The organism is Marinobacterium sp. BA1, from assembly GCF_041155135.1.
Lineage (GTDB): Bacteria > Pseudomonadota > Gammaproteobacteria > Pseudomonadales > Balneatricaceae > Marinobacterium > Marinobacterium iners.
Genome location: NZ_BAAFHC010000001.1, coordinates 1,684,137 through 1,699,790, shown reverse-complemented (window position 1 = coordinate 1,699,790; position 15,654 = coordinate 1,684,137). Strand labels below are relative to the sequence as shown.

16 protein-coding genes and 1 pseudogene are annotated in these 15,654 nt (G+C 51.0%); 6 read left to right on the top strand and 11 right to left on the bottom strand.

Going from position 1 to position 15,654, the window contains the following annotated elements:
* Window positions 1–34: 34 nt before the first annotated feature.
* From ACAM29_RS08245 to ACAM29_RS08225, 5 genes are all read right to left on the bottom strand, one after another.
* Entirely contained in the window at window positions 35–436 is a 402-nt protein-coding gene (locus tag ACAM29_RS08245; RefSeq protein ID WP_091827374.1) for a DUF2007 domain-containing protein, read from the bottom strand.
* A 93-nt stretch (window positions 437–529) separates the two neighbouring features.
* Window positions 530–964, bottom strand: coding sequence for an HIT family protein (locus ACAM29_RS08240; RefSeq protein ID WP_369623831.1), 435 nt, complete (start codon window positions 962–964; stop codon window positions 530–532).
* Window positions 965–1,065: 101 nt separating this feature from the next.
* Complete coding sequence (locus ACAM29_RS08235; protein WP_139253929.1) at window positions 1,066–1,608, bottom strand: hypothetical protein; 543 nt, start codon at window positions 1,606–1,608, stop codon at window positions 1,066–1,068.
* Window positions 1,609–2,337: 729 nt separating this feature from the next.
* On the bottom strand, window positions 2,338–2,928 hold the full coding sequence (locus tag ACAM29_RS08230) for a class GN sortase (RefSeq protein ID WP_369623830.1): 591 nt from the start codon (window positions 2,926–2,928) through the stop codon (window positions 2,338–2,340).
* Window positions 2,925–4,979: a marine proteobacterial sortase target protein gene (locus ACAM29_RS08225; protein WP_369623829.1), complete on the bottom strand. Its 2,055-nt coding sequence runs from the start codon at window positions 4,977–4,979 to the stop codon at window positions 2,925–2,927. The genes ACAM29_RS08230 and ACAM29_RS08225 overlap by 4 nt, the downstream gene beginning before the upstream one ends.
* Window positions 4,980–5,208: 229 nt before the next feature.
* Here ACAM29_RS08225 and creB point away from each other — a divergent pair, with 229 nt between their 5' ends.
* On the top strand, window positions 5,209–5,877 hold the full coding sequence (creB, locus tag ACAM29_RS08220; protein WP_369623828.1) for a two-component system response regulator CreB: 669 nt from the start codon (window positions 5,209–5,211) through the stop codon (window positions 5,875–5,877).
* Window positions 5,874–7,340, top strand: coding sequence for a two-component system sensor histidine kinase CreC (creC, locus tag ACAM29_RS08215; protein ID WP_369623827.1), 1,467 nt, complete (start codon window positions 5,874–5,876; stop codon window positions 7,338–7,340). The genes creB and creC overlap by 4 nt, the downstream gene beginning before the upstream one ends.
* A gap of 126 nt (window positions 7,341–7,466) precedes the next feature.
* Here the strand turns inward: creC and ACAM29_RS08210 are convergent.
* The 3 genes and pseudogenes from ACAM29_RS08210 to ACAM29_RS08200 form a co-directional block, all read right to left on the bottom strand.
* A pseudogene (locus ACAM29_RS08210) lies at window positions 7,467–7,754 on the bottom strand (transposase); the annotation flags it as partial.
* Window positions 7,755–7,897: 143 nt separating this feature from the next.
* Window positions 7,898–8,434, bottom strand: a complete 537-nt coding sequence (locus ACAM29_RS08205) for a hypothetical protein (protein WP_217633024.1) — start codon at window positions 8,432–8,434, stop codon at window positions 7,898–7,900.
* A 161-nt stretch (window positions 8,435–8,595) separates the two neighbouring features.
* Window positions 8,596–8,871, bottom strand: coding sequence for a hypothetical protein (locus ACAM29_RS08200; protein WP_369623826.1), 276 nt, complete (start codon window positions 8,869–8,871; stop codon window positions 8,596–8,598).
* Between the two features lie 331 nt (window positions 8,872–9,202).
* Here ACAM29_RS08200 and ACAM29_RS08195 point away from each other — a divergent pair, with 331 nt between their 5' ends.
* Window positions 9,203–10,153 carry an IS110 family transposase gene (locus ACAM29_RS08195; protein ID WP_369625128.1) on the top strand — a complete coding sequence of 317 codons (951 nt, stop codon included), beginning with the start codon at window positions 9,203–9,205 and terminating at the stop codon, window positions 10,151–10,153.
* Window positions 10,154–10,181: 28 nt separating this feature from the next.
* Here ACAM29_RS08195 and ACAM29_RS08190 read toward each other — a convergent pair whose 3' ends face one another.
* The gene (locus ACAM29_RS08190; protein WP_091827361.1) at window positions 10,182–10,661 is read right to left on the bottom strand and encodes a hypothetical protein; all 480 of its coding nucleotides are present in this window, start codon (window positions 10,659–10,661) and stop codon (window positions 10,182–10,184) included.
* Window positions 10,662–10,718: 57 nt separating this feature from the next.
* Window positions 10,719–11,684 (bottom strand): DUF4238 domain-containing protein, encoded by a 966-nt coding sequence (locus tag ACAM29_RS08185; protein ID WP_091827360.1) that lies wholly within the window; start codon window positions 11,682–11,684, stop codon window positions 10,719–10,721.
* 505 nt (window positions 11,685–12,189) lie between these two features.
* Between ACAM29_RS08185 and ACAM29_RS08180 the strand changes: the two genes are divergently transcribed.
* A complete protein-coding gene (locus ACAM29_RS08180) occupies window positions 12,190–12,507 on the top strand; it encodes an MTH1187 family thiamine-binding protein (protein WP_091827040.1) in 318 nt (105 codons plus the stop codon).
* An 11-nt stretch (window positions 12,508–12,518) separates the two neighbouring features.
* Entirely contained in the window at window positions 12,519–13,031 is a 513-nt protein-coding gene (locus tag ACAM29_RS08175; protein ID WP_091827041.1) for a M48 family metallopeptidase, read from the top strand.
* A 33-nt stretch (window positions 13,032–13,064) separates the two neighbouring features.
* Here ACAM29_RS08175 and rlmF read toward each other — a convergent pair whose 3' ends face one another.
* Complete coding sequence (gene rlmF / locus ACAM29_RS08170; protein WP_369623825.1) at window positions 13,065–14,018, bottom strand: 23S rRNA (adenine(1618)-N(6))-methyltransferase RlmF; 954 nt, start codon at window positions 14,016–14,018, stop codon at window positions 13,065–13,067.
* A 307-nt stretch (window positions 14,019–14,325) separates the two neighbouring features.
* On the opposite strand from rlmF, the gene urtA reads away from it, so the two are divergent.
* Window positions 14,326–15,612, top strand: coding sequence for an urea ABC transporter substrate-binding protein (gene urtA, locus ACAM29_RS08165; RefSeq protein ID WP_091827043.1), 1,287 nt, complete (start codon window positions 14,326–14,328; stop codon window positions 15,610–15,612).
* Window positions 15,613–15,654 lie beyond the last annotated feature (42 nt).

The following is a 15,654-nucleotide window of genomic DNA, read 5'->3' as shown; positions in this document are numbered from 1 at the left end:
GAAACGAACGTTTTTCAACGTTTTCAACGTTTTGTTATGTTTTCCAGAAATATCCACATTTCTTACATCTTAAGCCATGTTTATAGAAGAATAATGGAAAGCCTAAAAATATGAAAACTAAAAATGCACTTCTTTTACCTTTTGTATAATTCTCGACATCCAAAGATTCACATTGAGGACATTTTTCAATAGGCATATCAAACTCAGAGTTGACGCTATCAGAAAAATCCTCTTTCAGAATATCGAGCGCACTCACTGAAAATTCACATGGTACTTGAAGCCTTACACCACCCATTGCATTAGAGTAAAGCCACTGCATATTGACGGTATGTTCATCCGCTACGAATGAAGGAATTCCCTCACTTTCTAATAGCCCTTTAGCTATATTGGCCTCATGCGGGAAAGAAAATCTTGCTACGGTTACTAAAGTACCCACGCCCCCTCCCTGAAGTCATAACGCTTGCAGCACGCGTGCCCACGAAATGGAGCCGGAGGCGCAATGCAGTGGGCGTCGCCGTGCCTGCATTTTTTATGCATGTGGACTTTCTAATTGTGCAATGATTAACGCAGCTATTTCTTCAAGCTTCCCAACCTCTTCAAACTGCACGCCATGGTCTTTTATCACCAACAAAGGACCTGGAAAAACATGAAAATGAAAATGCCCCACAGTTTGACCGGCAGAAGAGCCATTGTGCTGGAATATGGTTGACCCAGTCACCCCCATAGCGCGCTCGAGAGCTTTACCTATTTTCTGAACGGTTAGCATGCATGCTTGAGCAGCTTCTGCAGACAGATCGTAAATTGTGACCGCTTGTTCCTTGGGTACTACTAATACGTGACCATCCTTCTGCGGCATTATATCCATGAATGCGAGCGTTAAATCATCCTCATAGACCTTTACACAGGGGGCCTCTCCAGCAATGATCTTCGCGAAAATATTATTAGTGTCGTAGATTGGGTTCACGGATTTCTCCAGCTTACGGAAATGCCTAACGCCGACAACACGCGCGGTTACGGAATGGAGGCGCAGCCGCAATGCAGTAACCGTCGCCGTGATTGTATTGGTTAGGCATCGATGCCGCCCAGTCCCGCTTTGACTCTCCGTACTGAATTGGCATACGAATGAGCCATACCGGCTGAAATTACTTCTGACTCCGCATGAGCAACACGATTACGTAAAGCTGCCAAGTCTAAAATTGCTCTGATTGTTTCGTCGCTGACTCTTCCAGATTTGGCAAGAAGATCCACCAACGAGCGCACACTTGTCTCCTCGTATGCACTTATACCAACGAGATCACGGATAACGCTCTCAAGCTCGCTCCACGAGCACATAACTAAGTCCGTAGGCACAGTCGCTATGCGACTAAATCTCGGAGTGTCAGGACCGCGTTCTTCCACATTATCTGAGCGTTTAGGCTCTGGCAGATCGCGTTCTACCTCAGCAAGAATCTTGCTCGCTTCCCGTTCGAACTCAAGCTCCAAATCTTTGTATTTAAGCCTCTTAAGCGTTGGCACCAGTTTTGACAAAGGTGCACGCAGCAAGCCAACCACCACGACTATCGTGAATGGCCAGACTACCAACTCAACTACTTGCACCCATGTTTCCATACTTATGATTGCCTAACATTATTAATACTACGCATGCGCATATTTGCTCTCAGTCGCAGACTGGAGAGTTGTTGTAAGCATATGAAGAGAAAGGATAAGTCGAGATACCACAGTCATTCTCTTCCGGTGAAAACGAGCTTGCGCATTTTGCAGCTTTGCCGTGCGCAGTATCCTGCAACGGCCAGTCCATAGTCCTCTGATAGTGAATGATTTTTCAGCCTGTTACCAGTCGCAAATGAGCACCGGTACGCGACAAAGTGAGCGCGGAAAGCATGTTGCCATCAATACACTGTATAAAATCACAAAAAGCCAGGTTGACTTTTCCACAGGTGCTCGGCGCTCGAAACGATTGGATGTCTCTCGTGAAGTTCCTCTCTGTGCGCTGGACCGCCCCATAGCCGGGATTACAAGAGGTGGCCCGAAGCAAATGTTAGCTGGGTTGTTAACCTAACCTAGTATACAAGCCGTTCAGTATTATCATTAACGCTGAGCACAACGGTGACCTTGGAAGGGCTACGAAGTAACCATGGAAAGGACGTCCGGCGACTATCGGCCGCGTACTGCTGCGACTTGTTAACATTCAGTCCCGAGGCGCCCAATTTCCCTCATCATCAAAATTTGGTGATTGGCGCATACCAAAAGCATTCCACATCAAATCGATCTTAGGCCTCCTAGTCAGCTTCACACAGAAGGTATTGAGCACTGATCAATATGATGAACATTATGCTTTTACTCAGTATGCAGGGGCCTCTCAGGCTCAACAGCAGAGGCCATTACAACCAGCCGCTGAGTTCCCCCTGCGGTGAGCGCATCAAAAGGATAACAGGTCACCAGTATCAGTCCATCTGGAAAGGCAGTGGGCGTCAGCCGGGTAACGGCCGAATCCACCACCTGAATCTGATCAACCTGGTATGTCACATTTCCGTTATGGTCGCTGAGCATCAGCGTCTGGCCTGGTTGTATATTCCGCAGGAAGCTGAAGTGGGTATCTCTGTGTCCGCTGATAATCCGTGCGGCATGGGTCATCGCATGTGCCTGCATATTTTCACCGGGGCCAAAAGCCAGCGAGCTGCCACTGTCTCCGGCCAGTACAATCTGATCAATGTCCATATCAGGCACGCTCAGACGCGCAACCGGCCAGTGGTCGGCCCAGGGCCAGGGTTTTACTGCTGTACCGCTGTCCAGACTTTCGGCCCAGGCATCGGCCAGCAGCCATTGCGCCAGCCGGGCTTTGACAGGAATCCACAGGGCTGTTGAGGTGAGGATCAGACCAGCAGCCACAAGGGCTGCCAGTATGAGGTTACGGATGCTGAGGGTCATGCGCACCACCTTGAACCGGACTTTCTGCGCCGCTCCACAATCATGACGGAAAGTGCTGCCAGCAGGGCGGCAAGTCCTCCGGCGAGGGGCAGCTGATACCCGGTAGCGCCCTGGGCCATCCCCAGATCAAGGCCGTGGGGTTTGGCTGCAGGCACCACCAGAGTTTCGCTCTCTTCCTGTTCAGGACGGACAGGTGTTTTATCAACGGCAACCAGGCTGGTGTATGGCGTAACCAGGTGATATTTAAGACCCAGCGCAATGATTTCAGAACGGATCTGTTCTTCGCTGACACCTCTGAGATAGCCACGGCGCCAGTCCTGCACCGCACGCTGAGCCCAGTCTGTCATGATCCCCCGGGTATTATCCGCCGGTGCCAGTGTCAGTGTTTCCTGCCAGGCGGCATCACCGGTACGGCCACTGATACGAACTTCGCCTGTGCCGTTTGCCAGTTTCATCGACACAGCCAGCGGCTCACCGGAGTAAAGGTCAGGAATTACCGATGGCATCAGGTCTTTAATCCCATCGCCTTCGATCCTGATATCGGTCATGGCCGGTTTTTCCAGCTTGCTGAAGAGCATTTGCATGCTGCTTTCAGATTCAGACGGAGACGCAATATACGTAAAGGTGCCCCGTCCGGCTACTGCGGCTTCTTCCATAAAGTAACTGTTGGGTGCGCTGCCAATACCCACGGTGAACAGGCGGGTGTTATCGAGACGGCTGCGGATCAGATCAAACAGTTGCTGTTCGTTGGACACACTGCCATCGGTGATAAACACGATCTGGCGCAATCTGGGGGTGTCATCATTGCTGCGTATGCCTGACAGTGCAGCAGTCAGTGCAGGTGCCATTTCGGTACCACCGCCTGCCTGCAGTGAGTTGATATAGCTGGCGGCCTGCTGACGGCGCCGGATATCGGCTATAACCGGCTGGTTAAAGAGCGTATCGGTTGAAGAGTTAAACTGAATCACGTTAAACGTGTCATCAGATGCCAGCCCGTCTATACCGGCCTGCAGCGCTCTGCGCGCGGCTTCAATTGAGGTACCGGCCATGGAACCTGACGTATCAATCACAAAGACCACTTCCCGGCTGTAGCGTGCTGTGTGCAGATCCTGAGGCGGCATAAGCATCAGCAGACCATAGTGTTCATCCCCATGCTGCTCTGAGAAAAACGCCGCCGAAGGTTCGGAGCTTTCCACCGGTGTCCAGTTCAAAACAAAATCACGGTAGTCATCCGGCTCATCCGCCAGCAGGCTGATGAGGTAGCGGCCATCTTCTGTCTGTTGCTGACTGATCTGATGTGAAGGGCTGTCCAAAGAGCTGAGTCTGAATCCAGGTTGCAGACTAAGGCTGATCTCAACCGGCCCCGGAGTAGGGCTGACGGCGTTGTCGTCATCGCCGCTTGTGGCCATCACGGTTTTACGTTCACCCGGCAGTATCTGCCAGCCGCTGCTCAGGGTTGCCTGTCCCTCAACCACGCGGCGCACTTCTGCGGGCTGTACCGGGTTATAACGTGGGGTGATTGCTAGCGGGAAACCGGCGCTGAACCGGCCATCTTTCCAGACCAGTGTCTGCTGGTACTCAATACTGATGGTGACCTCGCCACCCGGCGGAATATTGGCAACGGATGTGTGAAACAGGTTGGGGCGGTCCTGCTCGGTGAGCGCGGCGTTCTGTCCCTGAGATTTTGCCTGCTCGTAGGTTGCCCGGGCCTGCTCTTTTTCCTGAATATCACCCTCGATAATGCGGTCTCCTATCTGCATTTTCAGGTGATCAACGGCTGCCTCACCGGGCAGAGGGAACAGATACAGTGCCTCTGCCCAGTTATCTGTGGGGTTATGGAATACCTGGGTCACCTGAGCGCGCAGTACAGAACCTGTAATCTCCATGGCCACACGGGTGCTGACCAGCGGCATATCCTGTTTTTGCCCCTGCTCATCACGGGATACCAGGGTACCGTGGGTAACCGCATCAGCTACCGCATTCTGTGCACACCCCATCATCAGACAGGCCAGAATCAGTGGGCGAATGCCCTTGTGTGAAAATGTATGCATTGCTCTATTCCTCATTAATATGAGGGGGAGTATCTGCTTTCTGTTTGAGGAAAATGTGAAGTGAGTGTGGAGTCCTGTTTTTCTGTGAAATAAGAACGCCAGGTTACACCCAGGCACAGGTGGCACACACCCTAGTGGTAATGTAAGCGGCTTTACACTAGCTGATCTGCCAAAGATAATGTGGGCCTCTGCACCACTTATGGACCGGCGTTTTAACAGAGGGAACACCATGGCGGTACTGATTGTTGAGGATGAACCCTCTATTGCTGACACCATACGCTATGCTCTGGAAACCGAACGGATGGTTAATATCTGGGTCACCACCGGGCAGCAGGCTCTGGATGCACTCCGCGAGGGTAATATAGAGCTGGTTCTGCTGGATATCGGCCTTCCCGATATGAGCGGATTTGATGTCTGCCGGGTCATCAGGCAGGCATCCTCTGTGCCGGTGGTGTTTCTGACCTCTCGCCATGAAGAGATCGACCAGGTGCTGGGCCTTGAACTGGGCGCTGATGATTACATCACCAAACCCTTCAGCCCCCGGGTACTCACGGCCCGTATCCGTGCTCGCCTGCGTCAGCCTCAGGAAGCTGCGAATATCAGCTCTGCCGGCTTCAGTCACGATGCAGATGGCGCCAGAATCATGCTGAATGGTATCTTGCTGGATCTGAGCCGCTATGAATACCGCCTGCTACTGTTACTGATGAGCAATCCCGGTAGAATCTATTCCCGTGAACAGTTGATGCAACAGGTGTGGGAAGAGCCTGAACGCAGCTTTGACCGCACTGTCGATACACACATCAAAACCCTCCGGCGCAAAATCCGCGACATCAGCGCAAACTGCGACCCGCTCAAAACCCGCCGTGGCCTTGGCTACAGCTTTGAGGCGGACGCATGAGCCTGAGATCACGCCTGATTCTGGTGTTTCTGTTTTCAGTGCTGACAGGCCTTGGCAGTGTGGTTTACTGGGTACTCGATGAGCTGGAGCCCCGTTATAAAGAAGCTCAGGAAGAGATTCTGGTCGATATATCAGAAATGATGGCTACTTTGATCGCGAATGAAGGCGTCAGCTTCAGCGAAAGCGGTGGCACCGTGATCGACACACATCTGGCTGAACGGCTCTTTGCAGGGCTGGCCGGCAGGCCGCTAAACGCACAGATTTATGATCTGCTTAAAACCGAAGTTGATCTGAGAATGTATATCACCGATGCCAAAGGCACCGTGATTTTTGATTCCCATTACACCGATACCGGCCGCGATTATTCCCAGTGGCGCGATGTCTATCTGACTCTGCGCGGTCATTATGGTGCCCGCAGCAGCGACGATGTAACCGGCCGTAGTGATACCGAACGGCTCTATGCCGCAAGCCCGGTGCTGTATCGCGGTGATATTATCGGTGTGGTGTCCACCGGAAAGCCCACCCGCAACATTAACCGCTTTATCAGCCACCTGAGCACCAACCTGCTCTGGATTTCACTGGTCGCTGCACTGGCAACGCTGTTGACCGGTCTTGTGATCACCCTCTGGATTACACGGCCTTTGCTCCGCCTTGAACAGTATGCCAGAGGGGTTTCCAGAGGCGAACGCCCCGTGCTGCCTGCGCTTGGTCATAATGAAGTTGGGCGTGTGGGTAAAGCGCTTGAAAGCATGAAAGCCGCACTGGATGGCAAATCCTATGTGGCAGATTATGTGCAGAGCCTGACGCACGAACTGAAAGCCCCGATCGCCGGTATCCGTGGTGCCGCAGAGCTGTTACAGGAACCGATGTCCGATGCACGGCGCAATCAGTTTCTCAATAATATTATTGAGCAAGGTTCAAGGATGCAGGAGCTGATCGAGCGCTTGCTGAAACTGGCCGCCATTGAATATCAGAGCAGCCTGGAACGACACGACAGAGTTGTACTGAAAGAGCTGATCACAGCAGTCTGCCGGAGCCTTGAAGACTACGCCAGCCGGCACAGAGTCAGCCTTGAATACAGCTGTGCCCCTTCCTTGTCCATCACCGGCGACAATACCCTGTTGCAGGATGCACTGAGCAACCTGATCCGGAACGCCATAGAGTTCTCACCGCCGGAGTCAGTTGTACTGATCGGTGCCATACAAAACGATGCTTCTGTTTACATCAGCGTACAAGATTCCGGGCCCGGGGTGCCGCCTTTTGCCGAAGAAAAACTGACCCAGCGCTTTTTCTGTCTGCCCCGGACAGATGGCAGCAAGGGCAGTGGGCTGGGGCTGAGTTTTGTTCATGAAATCATGCAACTGCATAACGGAAAGCTGAATTACCACCGCGAAACAGAACCACCAGCCACTGTGTTCTCACTGACACTGCCAGCTGAGTCTAGCCTGCCGAACGGAGTTTGATTTTATAGACTGAGTCATAATGGTATTCCTTCAATGGCATTTTCTCTCATTCAAAGTCACCATCGCATATCAGACAACTTTCAGCCTTCACGTTTAGCTTCCTCATTTTTCGCACGAAGACTGGCCTTTAGACAGCCATTGGTTCATCTCTTCAAAAACCTGCCGAGCTAGCCCGTGGCGTTCCAAAAGATGGCGGAAGTTCAGGATGGTGGTGTGATCAGGAATTGCTTTATCCAGTGACAACCGAGCAAACAGGCGCCTGGAAGCAATTTCATACAGTGCATCCTCCATGGCCGGATCACTGAGATTGTACCATTGCTGCATACAATGAATCTGCAGCATGGTGGACAAGGGGCACGGCCGGCGGCCATTGCCGGGCTTGGGATAATGAGGTTCGATAACAGCTTCGAGACGTGCCTATGCGTCCTCGATCATGTGCAGTCAGCATTGTCTCATGTGGAGGACTTGATCACGTCGCCGTAACGGGCCGAAGCTGCGTAGTAGCGAAGGTCCAAGCCCAGAAAAGCTGGGCTGAACGTTGACGGCTTTGTTAGGTTTTAAATATTCCATGTTAACGCTATAAGTGCTACGAAAAAGTAAAGAATATATGGAATTGGTTTTCCGTATCTTTGTAAAAATATTTTCTTGCGTAAAAAAATTGAAAGAAATAAGAATAACAAGAACAGCATGGCGAATGTATAAATATAGATGTTGCTAAGGCTTGGTACTATTTGGGCTTTGAATAAGCGTAGATTCTCAACACCTGCTCCTGCCTTCAGAAGAATTTCTGTTTCTTCGTTCTTTGATATTTTGAAGTCGCCGTAGTTTAAGGTCTGATAGTACCTCCTACCCGCACCAGTAATTGCAGATTTTTGAATTATATTGGTTTTGGAGTATTCGTAAGTTTCTGAAGTGATATGTATCGACACCGGTACTTTGGTGGTAACAGTATCAATATCACCTCCGAAATTTACGATCAGCCTGAACTCAGAAGTAACCCCTGGGTTTACCAAGCATGCCCCTTCGTTCGTTGTTAGAAGATCAATGCTGCAAACTTTATCTCTGCCAAGGAGTTCATAGTTAAAGGCAGCCAAGTAGCAACAAAGAAAGAAGAGGGAAGCTCCGAATAGAGACTCTGTAAACGTAGGTAGCCGCATCGTAAACCTAACGCCTTGCACACGGGCCGACTGAGGCGCAGCGTAAGGAGGTCCGAGCCGCGCAGCGGCGCTTTGCGTGCTGAAATTTGTTATGTGTTTTACTCACACGCCGACTCCAGTTTACGGATAAAAGGCTTTACCGTGGGGTGAGCTTTTACCCAATGTATACCGAGAAATTCCTCGACACTGCGACCATTTAATATTTTTTGCAATTCTTCAGCTGTATTCGCGTGAAGGAGGGCGTGGCAATTGTGCATTACAGTTTCACTTAGCACTGCGCCAGGATCACCTAGTTCATCGCCCCATTCTTTCTGAATCGCTGAAACTAGCTTTCCGGCCGCTTTCCTCACTTCTGTTTTCTTCGCAGGCATCATTTATTGTTCCGAGACTCGTAGCTCACTAGGACACATAACGCCGTGCTTAGGGGCCGTAGTGAAGCGCAGCGTAACGGAGGTCCCAGCGCAGCGACTACAGCACCTTGTATGGATAATTCTTTGCGTTTTCCGGGTAAATTGGGACCCACCTTCAACGGCCATTGAGGGCCTTCATGCAGCAGCTCGGTGTAGCGCCGGCTCCTCTTTCGAGAGACCGATAACAAGTGTGTAGCGCTGCATGACTCGTTAGCGATAACTCGAACAGTCATCGGCACCCAAAGGGCATCACAGGCCCCGAGCCCGCATAGCAAGGCAGAGTTAGCTTATGACCATACACACAGAAAGCCAAATTGAAATCAACGTCGGCGTTGATGTCGGCAAATCCAAACTCGATATCGTCCTGCATCCGCTGGACCTCCATTTCCAAATTCCAAACGACGAGGAAAGCATTCTCAAAGTCATTCACGTACTGAAAAAGCGCAACATCAAACGCATTGTGGCCGAAGCCACAGGGCGCTATGAGCACGCCTTCGTGTTCGCCTGTGACCAGGCCAATCTTCCCATTGTTGTCGTCAACCCTATCAGTGTCAGACGCTACGCCCAGGTCATCGGCATACTTGCCAAAACAGATAAGGTCGATGCTAATCTCATCGCCCATTATGCAGCAACTATCCAGCCTAAAATCAAACCTATCGCGGACAAACAGTCTCGTTTGATCAAGGACTTACTTGTTCGGCGTACTCAGTTGCTCGAAATGCAGACCATGGAGAAAAACCGCCTCCAGATCTTACCCAAAGCCCTGCACCGTTCTATCAAAACATTGCTGCGCTCGCTGGAAACGCAGATCAAGGCTATCACCAAACTGATCGATGAAGCCGTTATGCAGGTCAAGCATTGGCGCACCCAAACCGAGATCCTGACCAGTGTGCCGGGCGTCGGTAAAGTGCTCGCCTACACTTTGCTCAGCGAACTGCCTGAACTCGGCAAGCTCAACCGCAAAGAGATAGCTGCACTCGTCGGTGTCGCACCCATGAACCGCGAAAGTGGCTCCTGGAATGGCAAACGGCGCATCCGCAGAGGCCGTCACCGTATCCGCACGGTCATGTTCATGGCGATGCTGTCATCGATCCAATGCAACCCTGTGTTCAAACGCTTCTACGAGCATCTGAAAGCCCAGGGCAAACTGCCTAAAGTGGCCATCATCGCCTGCATGCGCAAGCTGATCGTGGTGCTCAACACCATGCTCAAGAATGAGACACGATGGGGCGAAAATATGGCTTAAATATTTAACTAGACACCACAGCTACTTGTTATATCTTTTGCTCAATCTCTCGTAATTTCTCTTGTGCATAGCCAGTTGACCCATCGTATTTTTCGGACATGTACTCAAATAGGCAATTTAATGCAGACAACTGCTGCCGAGATAGCCAGGAAAAATTATATGCTGAATCAGGGCTATTTAAATCCAAGTGTTCAAAGTATGACGGCAGAAACCAATGAAGATTTTCAGACAGATCTCGTTCTTTTATTATAATTCTTAGCATTGACGGAAGCAGCCAAATGACGGCTTTCTGGCTTATAGTAGAAAATTCATCGTACAAAACCATTACGCCTTCATAAGGAAGTTCTGGCTCTCGAAATTTAGATATACCAGAACTTATGATTTTCCGCATTCTATCGGACTCGTCATATACATAAAGGTCATCTTCCGATGGCCTTTCCACGAACGGAAATGCATTTTCAATTCTCTCCAATACTTCTTCTTTTGTTAAATAGCCTTCGTATTCCATGGCACACACTTTCTTGAAGTATAACGCCCGCGTAATAGGCGCGAGCTTGCTAGCGTCCTAATTGACGCGTTTGTTATGAGTTTTTAACGCCGCTTCAGAGCTTCCAAATACAGTGCGATACGATTTATCAACTATTTTTTCGTTGAATATTTTTACATCTTCAAGTCCAATTGAGTAAGCTAAGTGATTATAATCTTCCGATTTATTAATCATATAGGCGTATTTAGGTGATAAAGGGATATAAAAATCAGCACTTTCCGGTGCCTGTCTTTCTTTAATCGAAGCCAAAGATGAATGCACATTAATGATAGGATTATCACTGGTTAAAAATGGGTGGCCAGTATCATTGGTAATGAATATATGATTATCCCTATCTTTTGACTCGTACAAACTACACCCAATACTTATGCCAAACATGAAGCTTAAAAACCACCAATTTTTTTCAAGGAGCTCTAAGAGCTCTTTGTATTCGACTCCAATATCTGGATTCGATTTAATGGCCCTCATCGACTTTTCTTTAAAAGATTTTGTTCTCGACATTTGATGACCGACATATGAACAAAACGCAATCATGTTATCTTTTGACATTAGACATTCGGAATTGCCTTGTGCCAAATTTGAGATTACTTCGACCGCGGTGTCTTCAATAAAAGAATGCAGATTCTCCAAGCTATTGTGTTCTATTGCCTTCTGAACAGACAAAATCTCCTCTGGAACATGTTTTACCCTAGAAATGAAACTCGATACATTTGATAGTTTTATAAAATCATCTAGGTGTGACATATGAATTTCTTGAAGAAACTGCGGCGAGCTCGCCGAAATTTTCTTTATAAACTCTATATCCATATGATTTAGCTTGCTTATCTTGTAGAAGTCAGTTTCTCTTGCAAGCCCTTTGACGCTATCACAAGCAATTTTACCTTTTTTTGATATATAGAATATATTGTTATCTGTCGCCCAACTCTTTAGATAAAAACTCCAAACATAATGATGATTTCGTTTAATTTGCTTATGCTTTTTCATAAAACTTGGCAATCCCTAAATCCTTGGGTGACTCATAAAATTATAATACTGTGCATGCGCATATTTAATCTCAGTCGAAGACTAGGAACGTTGTCGTAAGCACCTGAAGAGAAAGAAGAAATCGAGATACCACAGTCATTCTCTTCCGGTGAAAACGAGCATGCGCGTTTTGCAGCTTTGCCGTGCGTGTTATCCTGCAACGGCCAGACCATAGTTACCTGATACTGAACGATTTTCCCGCCTGTTGCCAGTGACAAATGAGCATCGCTAAGTGACAAAGCAGGCAACACCGGCACGTGGCCTTCAATACACTGTATGAAATCACAGAAACTCAGATCAGCTTGTCCACAGGCCAAGTGGTGCACGGATCGATCAGCTGATTCCTGCGAATGCCTGCAAATTGCGCAAACCAGCATATCCCGGCCGCTGCCTTTCACCTTTTGCCCGACACGGAGGTAACATAGGCAGCCTGTAATCTTGCCAACACGGCCAAGCAGGAGTGCCTATGAAAGTCATGATTGATCTCTGTGTTATTCCGATCGGGGTAGGTGTTTCGGTATCCGAGTATGTTACGGCCTGCCAGCGGGTGCTGGAAGATGCCGGTCTTGAACACCAGTTGCATGCCTACGGTACCAACATAGAAGGGGACTGGGATGACGTCATGGCAGCGGTGAAGCGCTGTCACGAAGTTGTCCATGAGATGGGGGCGCCGCGTATCAGCTCGTCCATGCGTCTGGGGACCCGAATCGACCGGGAACAAAGCATTCAGGATAAAATTCAGAGTGTGGCCGACAAGCTGGCAAACGATTCAGAACTGGGGTGAGTGACAGGCCCATGAGCAAGCCCAAAGCGTTCAATTACCTCAGTGGCTACAGTCAGCAGGTTCAGCAGCAGGCACAGGCGTTGCTGGATAACGAAAAGTCCGGCGCCTGGCTATTGAAGAAGTACCCTCAAGCGCATGAACTGGCGTCCGAAAGGGCCCTGTATGACTATGCGCAGGGGATCAAAAACCAGTATATGCGCAGCTCGTCGCCGATCAGCAAGGTGGTCTACGATGACAAGATACACATCATCAACAATGCCTTGGGTCTGCATACCTATGCGTCGCGGGTGCAGGGCAAGAAGCTGAAATCGAAAAACGAGATTCGGATCTCTTCGCTGTTTCGCAAGGTGCCGGAGCCGTTCCTGCGCATGATTCTGGTGCACGAGCTGGCACACCTGCGCGAGAAGGAGCACGACAAAGCGTTCTACAAGCTCTGTTGTCACATGGAGCCGGATTACCACCAGCTGGAATTCGAGCTGCGCCTGTACCTGTGTCATCGCGATCGCTTTGGCGATCTCTGGTGAAATTTAACGGGATGGCGGCACGTACAGGATCAGTTATATAAACGTCCATGCCAGTATGCGGGTGATTTTATTACCCTGTTTCATCTCGATTTCTCGCACTTCAACGGCGCCAAGTTTGCGGATCAGTTTGGTGGCAGGCTTCAGGTTTTCGGCTTTCGATACCAGGCTGGTGAACCAGCGGCACTGTGTAGAAAAAGCTTGGCTTTCTTTAATCATCTTCTTAAGGAAAGCCTGTTCGCCGCCCTTGCACCAGAGTTCCGCTGCCTGGCCGCCGAAGTTCAGCCTGGCCGACGTGGCCGTTTTATCACCGCGGTTACGTGCCAGGTTGTTGAGTTTACGGCGGGTACCTTTGAGTGCTTCTTCCTGGGAGGCATGGAAGGGCGGGTTGCACACGCTCACATCAAAAAACTCGCCGGCCTGAATAACCCCCTCAAAGATGTGATTCTTGTCGTGTTGCGTACGCAGGGTGAAGCGCTCTTGCAGACCGGGATTCTTGGCGATAATCGCGGCGACGTTATCCAGTGATTGTGGATTGATATCAGAACCCACGCATTGCCAGCCGTATAGCTGGCAGGCGAGTAGCGGGTAGATGCCATTGGCGCCTGTGCCGATGTCCAGCAAGGTGACGCTGGGCGAGGCATCCGCTTGATTGGCATCAGGCGCGCCAAGGCCAAGCAGGTCTGCAATGTAATGGATGTAGTCGGCTCGTCCGGGAATGGGCGGGCACAGCGCGCCTTCAGGAATATCCCAGTCAACAATGCTGTAATGCTGCTTTAACAGCGCGGCATTCAGGGCTTTTACCGCCAGCGGGTCGGCGAAGTCGATAGACAGGTTGCCGTACGCATTCTTGCTGACATATTGGGCCAGCGGAGGGTAGCTGTTGAGCAGTGCAGGAAAATCATAGCCGTACCTGTGCAGATTTCGCGGGTGCAGGCCTTTGCGATCAGGTTGGGCAGGGCTTTTTTCTGTATGACGGCGTGGGCGCACAGCAGTATATCCGAAGTTCAGGCTTCAACCGGTGGGTGATATCGAGTGAGGCCGAGATTATAGCGCTGGTCCATAAGCAGGGTATACAGGGCCCCTGCCTGCGCTGTTGCGACCCCCTGCAAGTCCTGTCCCCCGTCCACTACGTCATTTGACGTACCCCTCTGCGTCATTGCGCGCATACCCCCTCTTGCCCCCCTTGGGAATAATCGGTCAGGCACTGAGTTGTTTTCCCGGCCTCGTCGAGGCCTGACCGATAACGAAGGTTTCGCCCGCACTGCACGGATGCGGAACCAAAGGGGGTACTGCAATGAAGATCAAATCACTGGCTGCCGGCGTTGCTCTGACGATTGGCGTTTCTTCTCTGTCCTTCAATGTTCTGGCGGCGGATACCATCAAGGTGGGTGTGCTGCACTCACTGTCCGGCACCATGGCGATCAGCGAAACCACGCTGAAAGACACCGTATTGATGATGATCGAGGAACAGAACAAGAAGGGCGGACTGCTGGGCAAACAGCTTGAGCCGGTTGTGGTAGACCCGGCCTCGAACTGGCCGTTGTTCGCCGAAAAAGCGCGTGAGCTGCTGACCCAGGAAGAGGTCGATGTCATCTTCGGCTGCTGGACCTCGGTATCCCGCAAGTCGGTCCTGCCGGTACTGGAAGAACTGAACGGCCTGATGTTCTATCCGGTGCAGTATGAGGGCGAAGAGTCCTCCAAAAATGTCTTTTACACGGGGGCTGCTCCCAACCAGCAGGCGATCCCGGCGGTGGATTACCTGATGAACGAGCTGGGTGCTGAGCGCTGGGTGCTGGCCGGTACCGACTACGTGTATCCGCGCACCACCAACAAGATCCTCGAAGCCTACCTCAAGTCCAAGGGCGTGGCGGAAGAGGACATCATGATCAACTACACCCCCTTCGGTCACTCCGACTGGCAGTCGATTGTCTCCGATATCAAGAAGTTTGGCGGTGCCGGCAAGAAGACCGCGGTGGTGTCCACCATCAACGGCGATGCCAACGTGCCGTTCTACAAGGAGCTGGGCAACCAGGGCGTCTCTTCAGAGGATATCCCGGTGGTGGCCTTCTCCGTGGGTGAAGAAGAGCTGTCCGGTATCGACACCGGCCCGCTGGTCGGCCACATGGCCGCCTGGAACTACTTCCAGAGCGTGGATACTGACCTCAACAGCGAATTTATCCAGAAATGGCACGCGTTTACCGGTGATGACTCGCGTGTGACCAACGACCCGATGGAGGCTACCTATATCGGCTTCAACATGTGGGCGCAGGCAGTAACGGCTGCCGGGACCACCGATGTGGACGCGGTCGAGCAGGCGATGATCGGCCAGGAAGTACCCAACCTGACTGGCGGCGTTGCCGTGATGAACAAGAACCACCATCTGAGCAAGCCGGTGCTGATCGGTGAAATTCAGGACGACGGTCAGTTCGAGGTGGTCTGGGAGACCGAAGGTGTCGTGGCGGGTGATGCCTGGTCCGACTTCCTGCCGGGCTCCAAAAATCTGATTGCTGATTGGACCGCGCCGATCACATGCGGCAACTACAACGTGGAAACCCAGTCCTGTGGTGGTCAGGCCAACTGATCCATCGACTCTCAGCGGCCCCGTCTGACGGGGCCGCCTGCA

Coding starts and splice junctions, on each gene's coding strand:
- ACAM29_RS08230 (WP_369623830.1), bottom strand. CDS start 2,928: ATGACCCTCAGCATCCGTAACCTCATACTGGCAGCCCTTGTGGCTGCT.
- ACAM29_RS08185 (WP_091827360.1), bottom strand. CDS start 11,684: ATGAAAAAGCATAAGCAAATTAAACGAAATCATCATTATGTTTGGAGT.
- creB (WP_369623828.1), top strand. CDS start 5,209: ATGGCGGTACTGATTGTTGAGGATGAACCCTCTATTGCTGACACCATA.
- creC (WP_369623827.1), top strand. CDS start 5,874: ATGAGCCTGAGATCACGCCTGATTCTGGTGTTTCTGTTTTCAGTGCTG.
- urtA (WP_091827043.1), top strand. CDS start 14,326: ATGAAGATCAAATCACTGGCTGCCGGCGTTGCTCTGACGATTGGCGTT.
- ACAM29_RS08225 (WP_369623829.1), bottom strand. CDS start 4,979: ATGCATACATTTTCACACAAGGGCATTCGCCCACTGATTCTGGCCTGT.
- ACAM29_RS08200 (WP_369623826.1), bottom strand. CDS start 8,871: ATGATGCCTGCGAAGAAAACAGAAGTGAGGAAAGCGGCCGGAAAGCTA.
- ACAM29_RS08180 (WP_091827040.1), top strand. CDS start 12,190: ATGAAAGTCATGATTGATCTCTGTGTTATTCCGATCGGGGTAGGTGTT.
- ACAM29_RS08175 (WP_091827041.1), top strand. CDS start 12,519: ATGAGCAAGCCCAAAGCGTTCAATTACCTCAGTGGCTACAGTCAGCAG.
- ACAM29_RS08190 (WP_091827361.1), bottom strand. CDS start 10,661: ATGGAATACGAAGGCTATTTAACAAAAGAAGAAGTATTGGAGAGAATT.
- ACAM29_RS08235 (WP_139253929.1), bottom strand. CDS start 1,608: ATGGAAACATGGGTGCAAGTAGTTGAGTTGGTAGTCTGGCCATTCACG.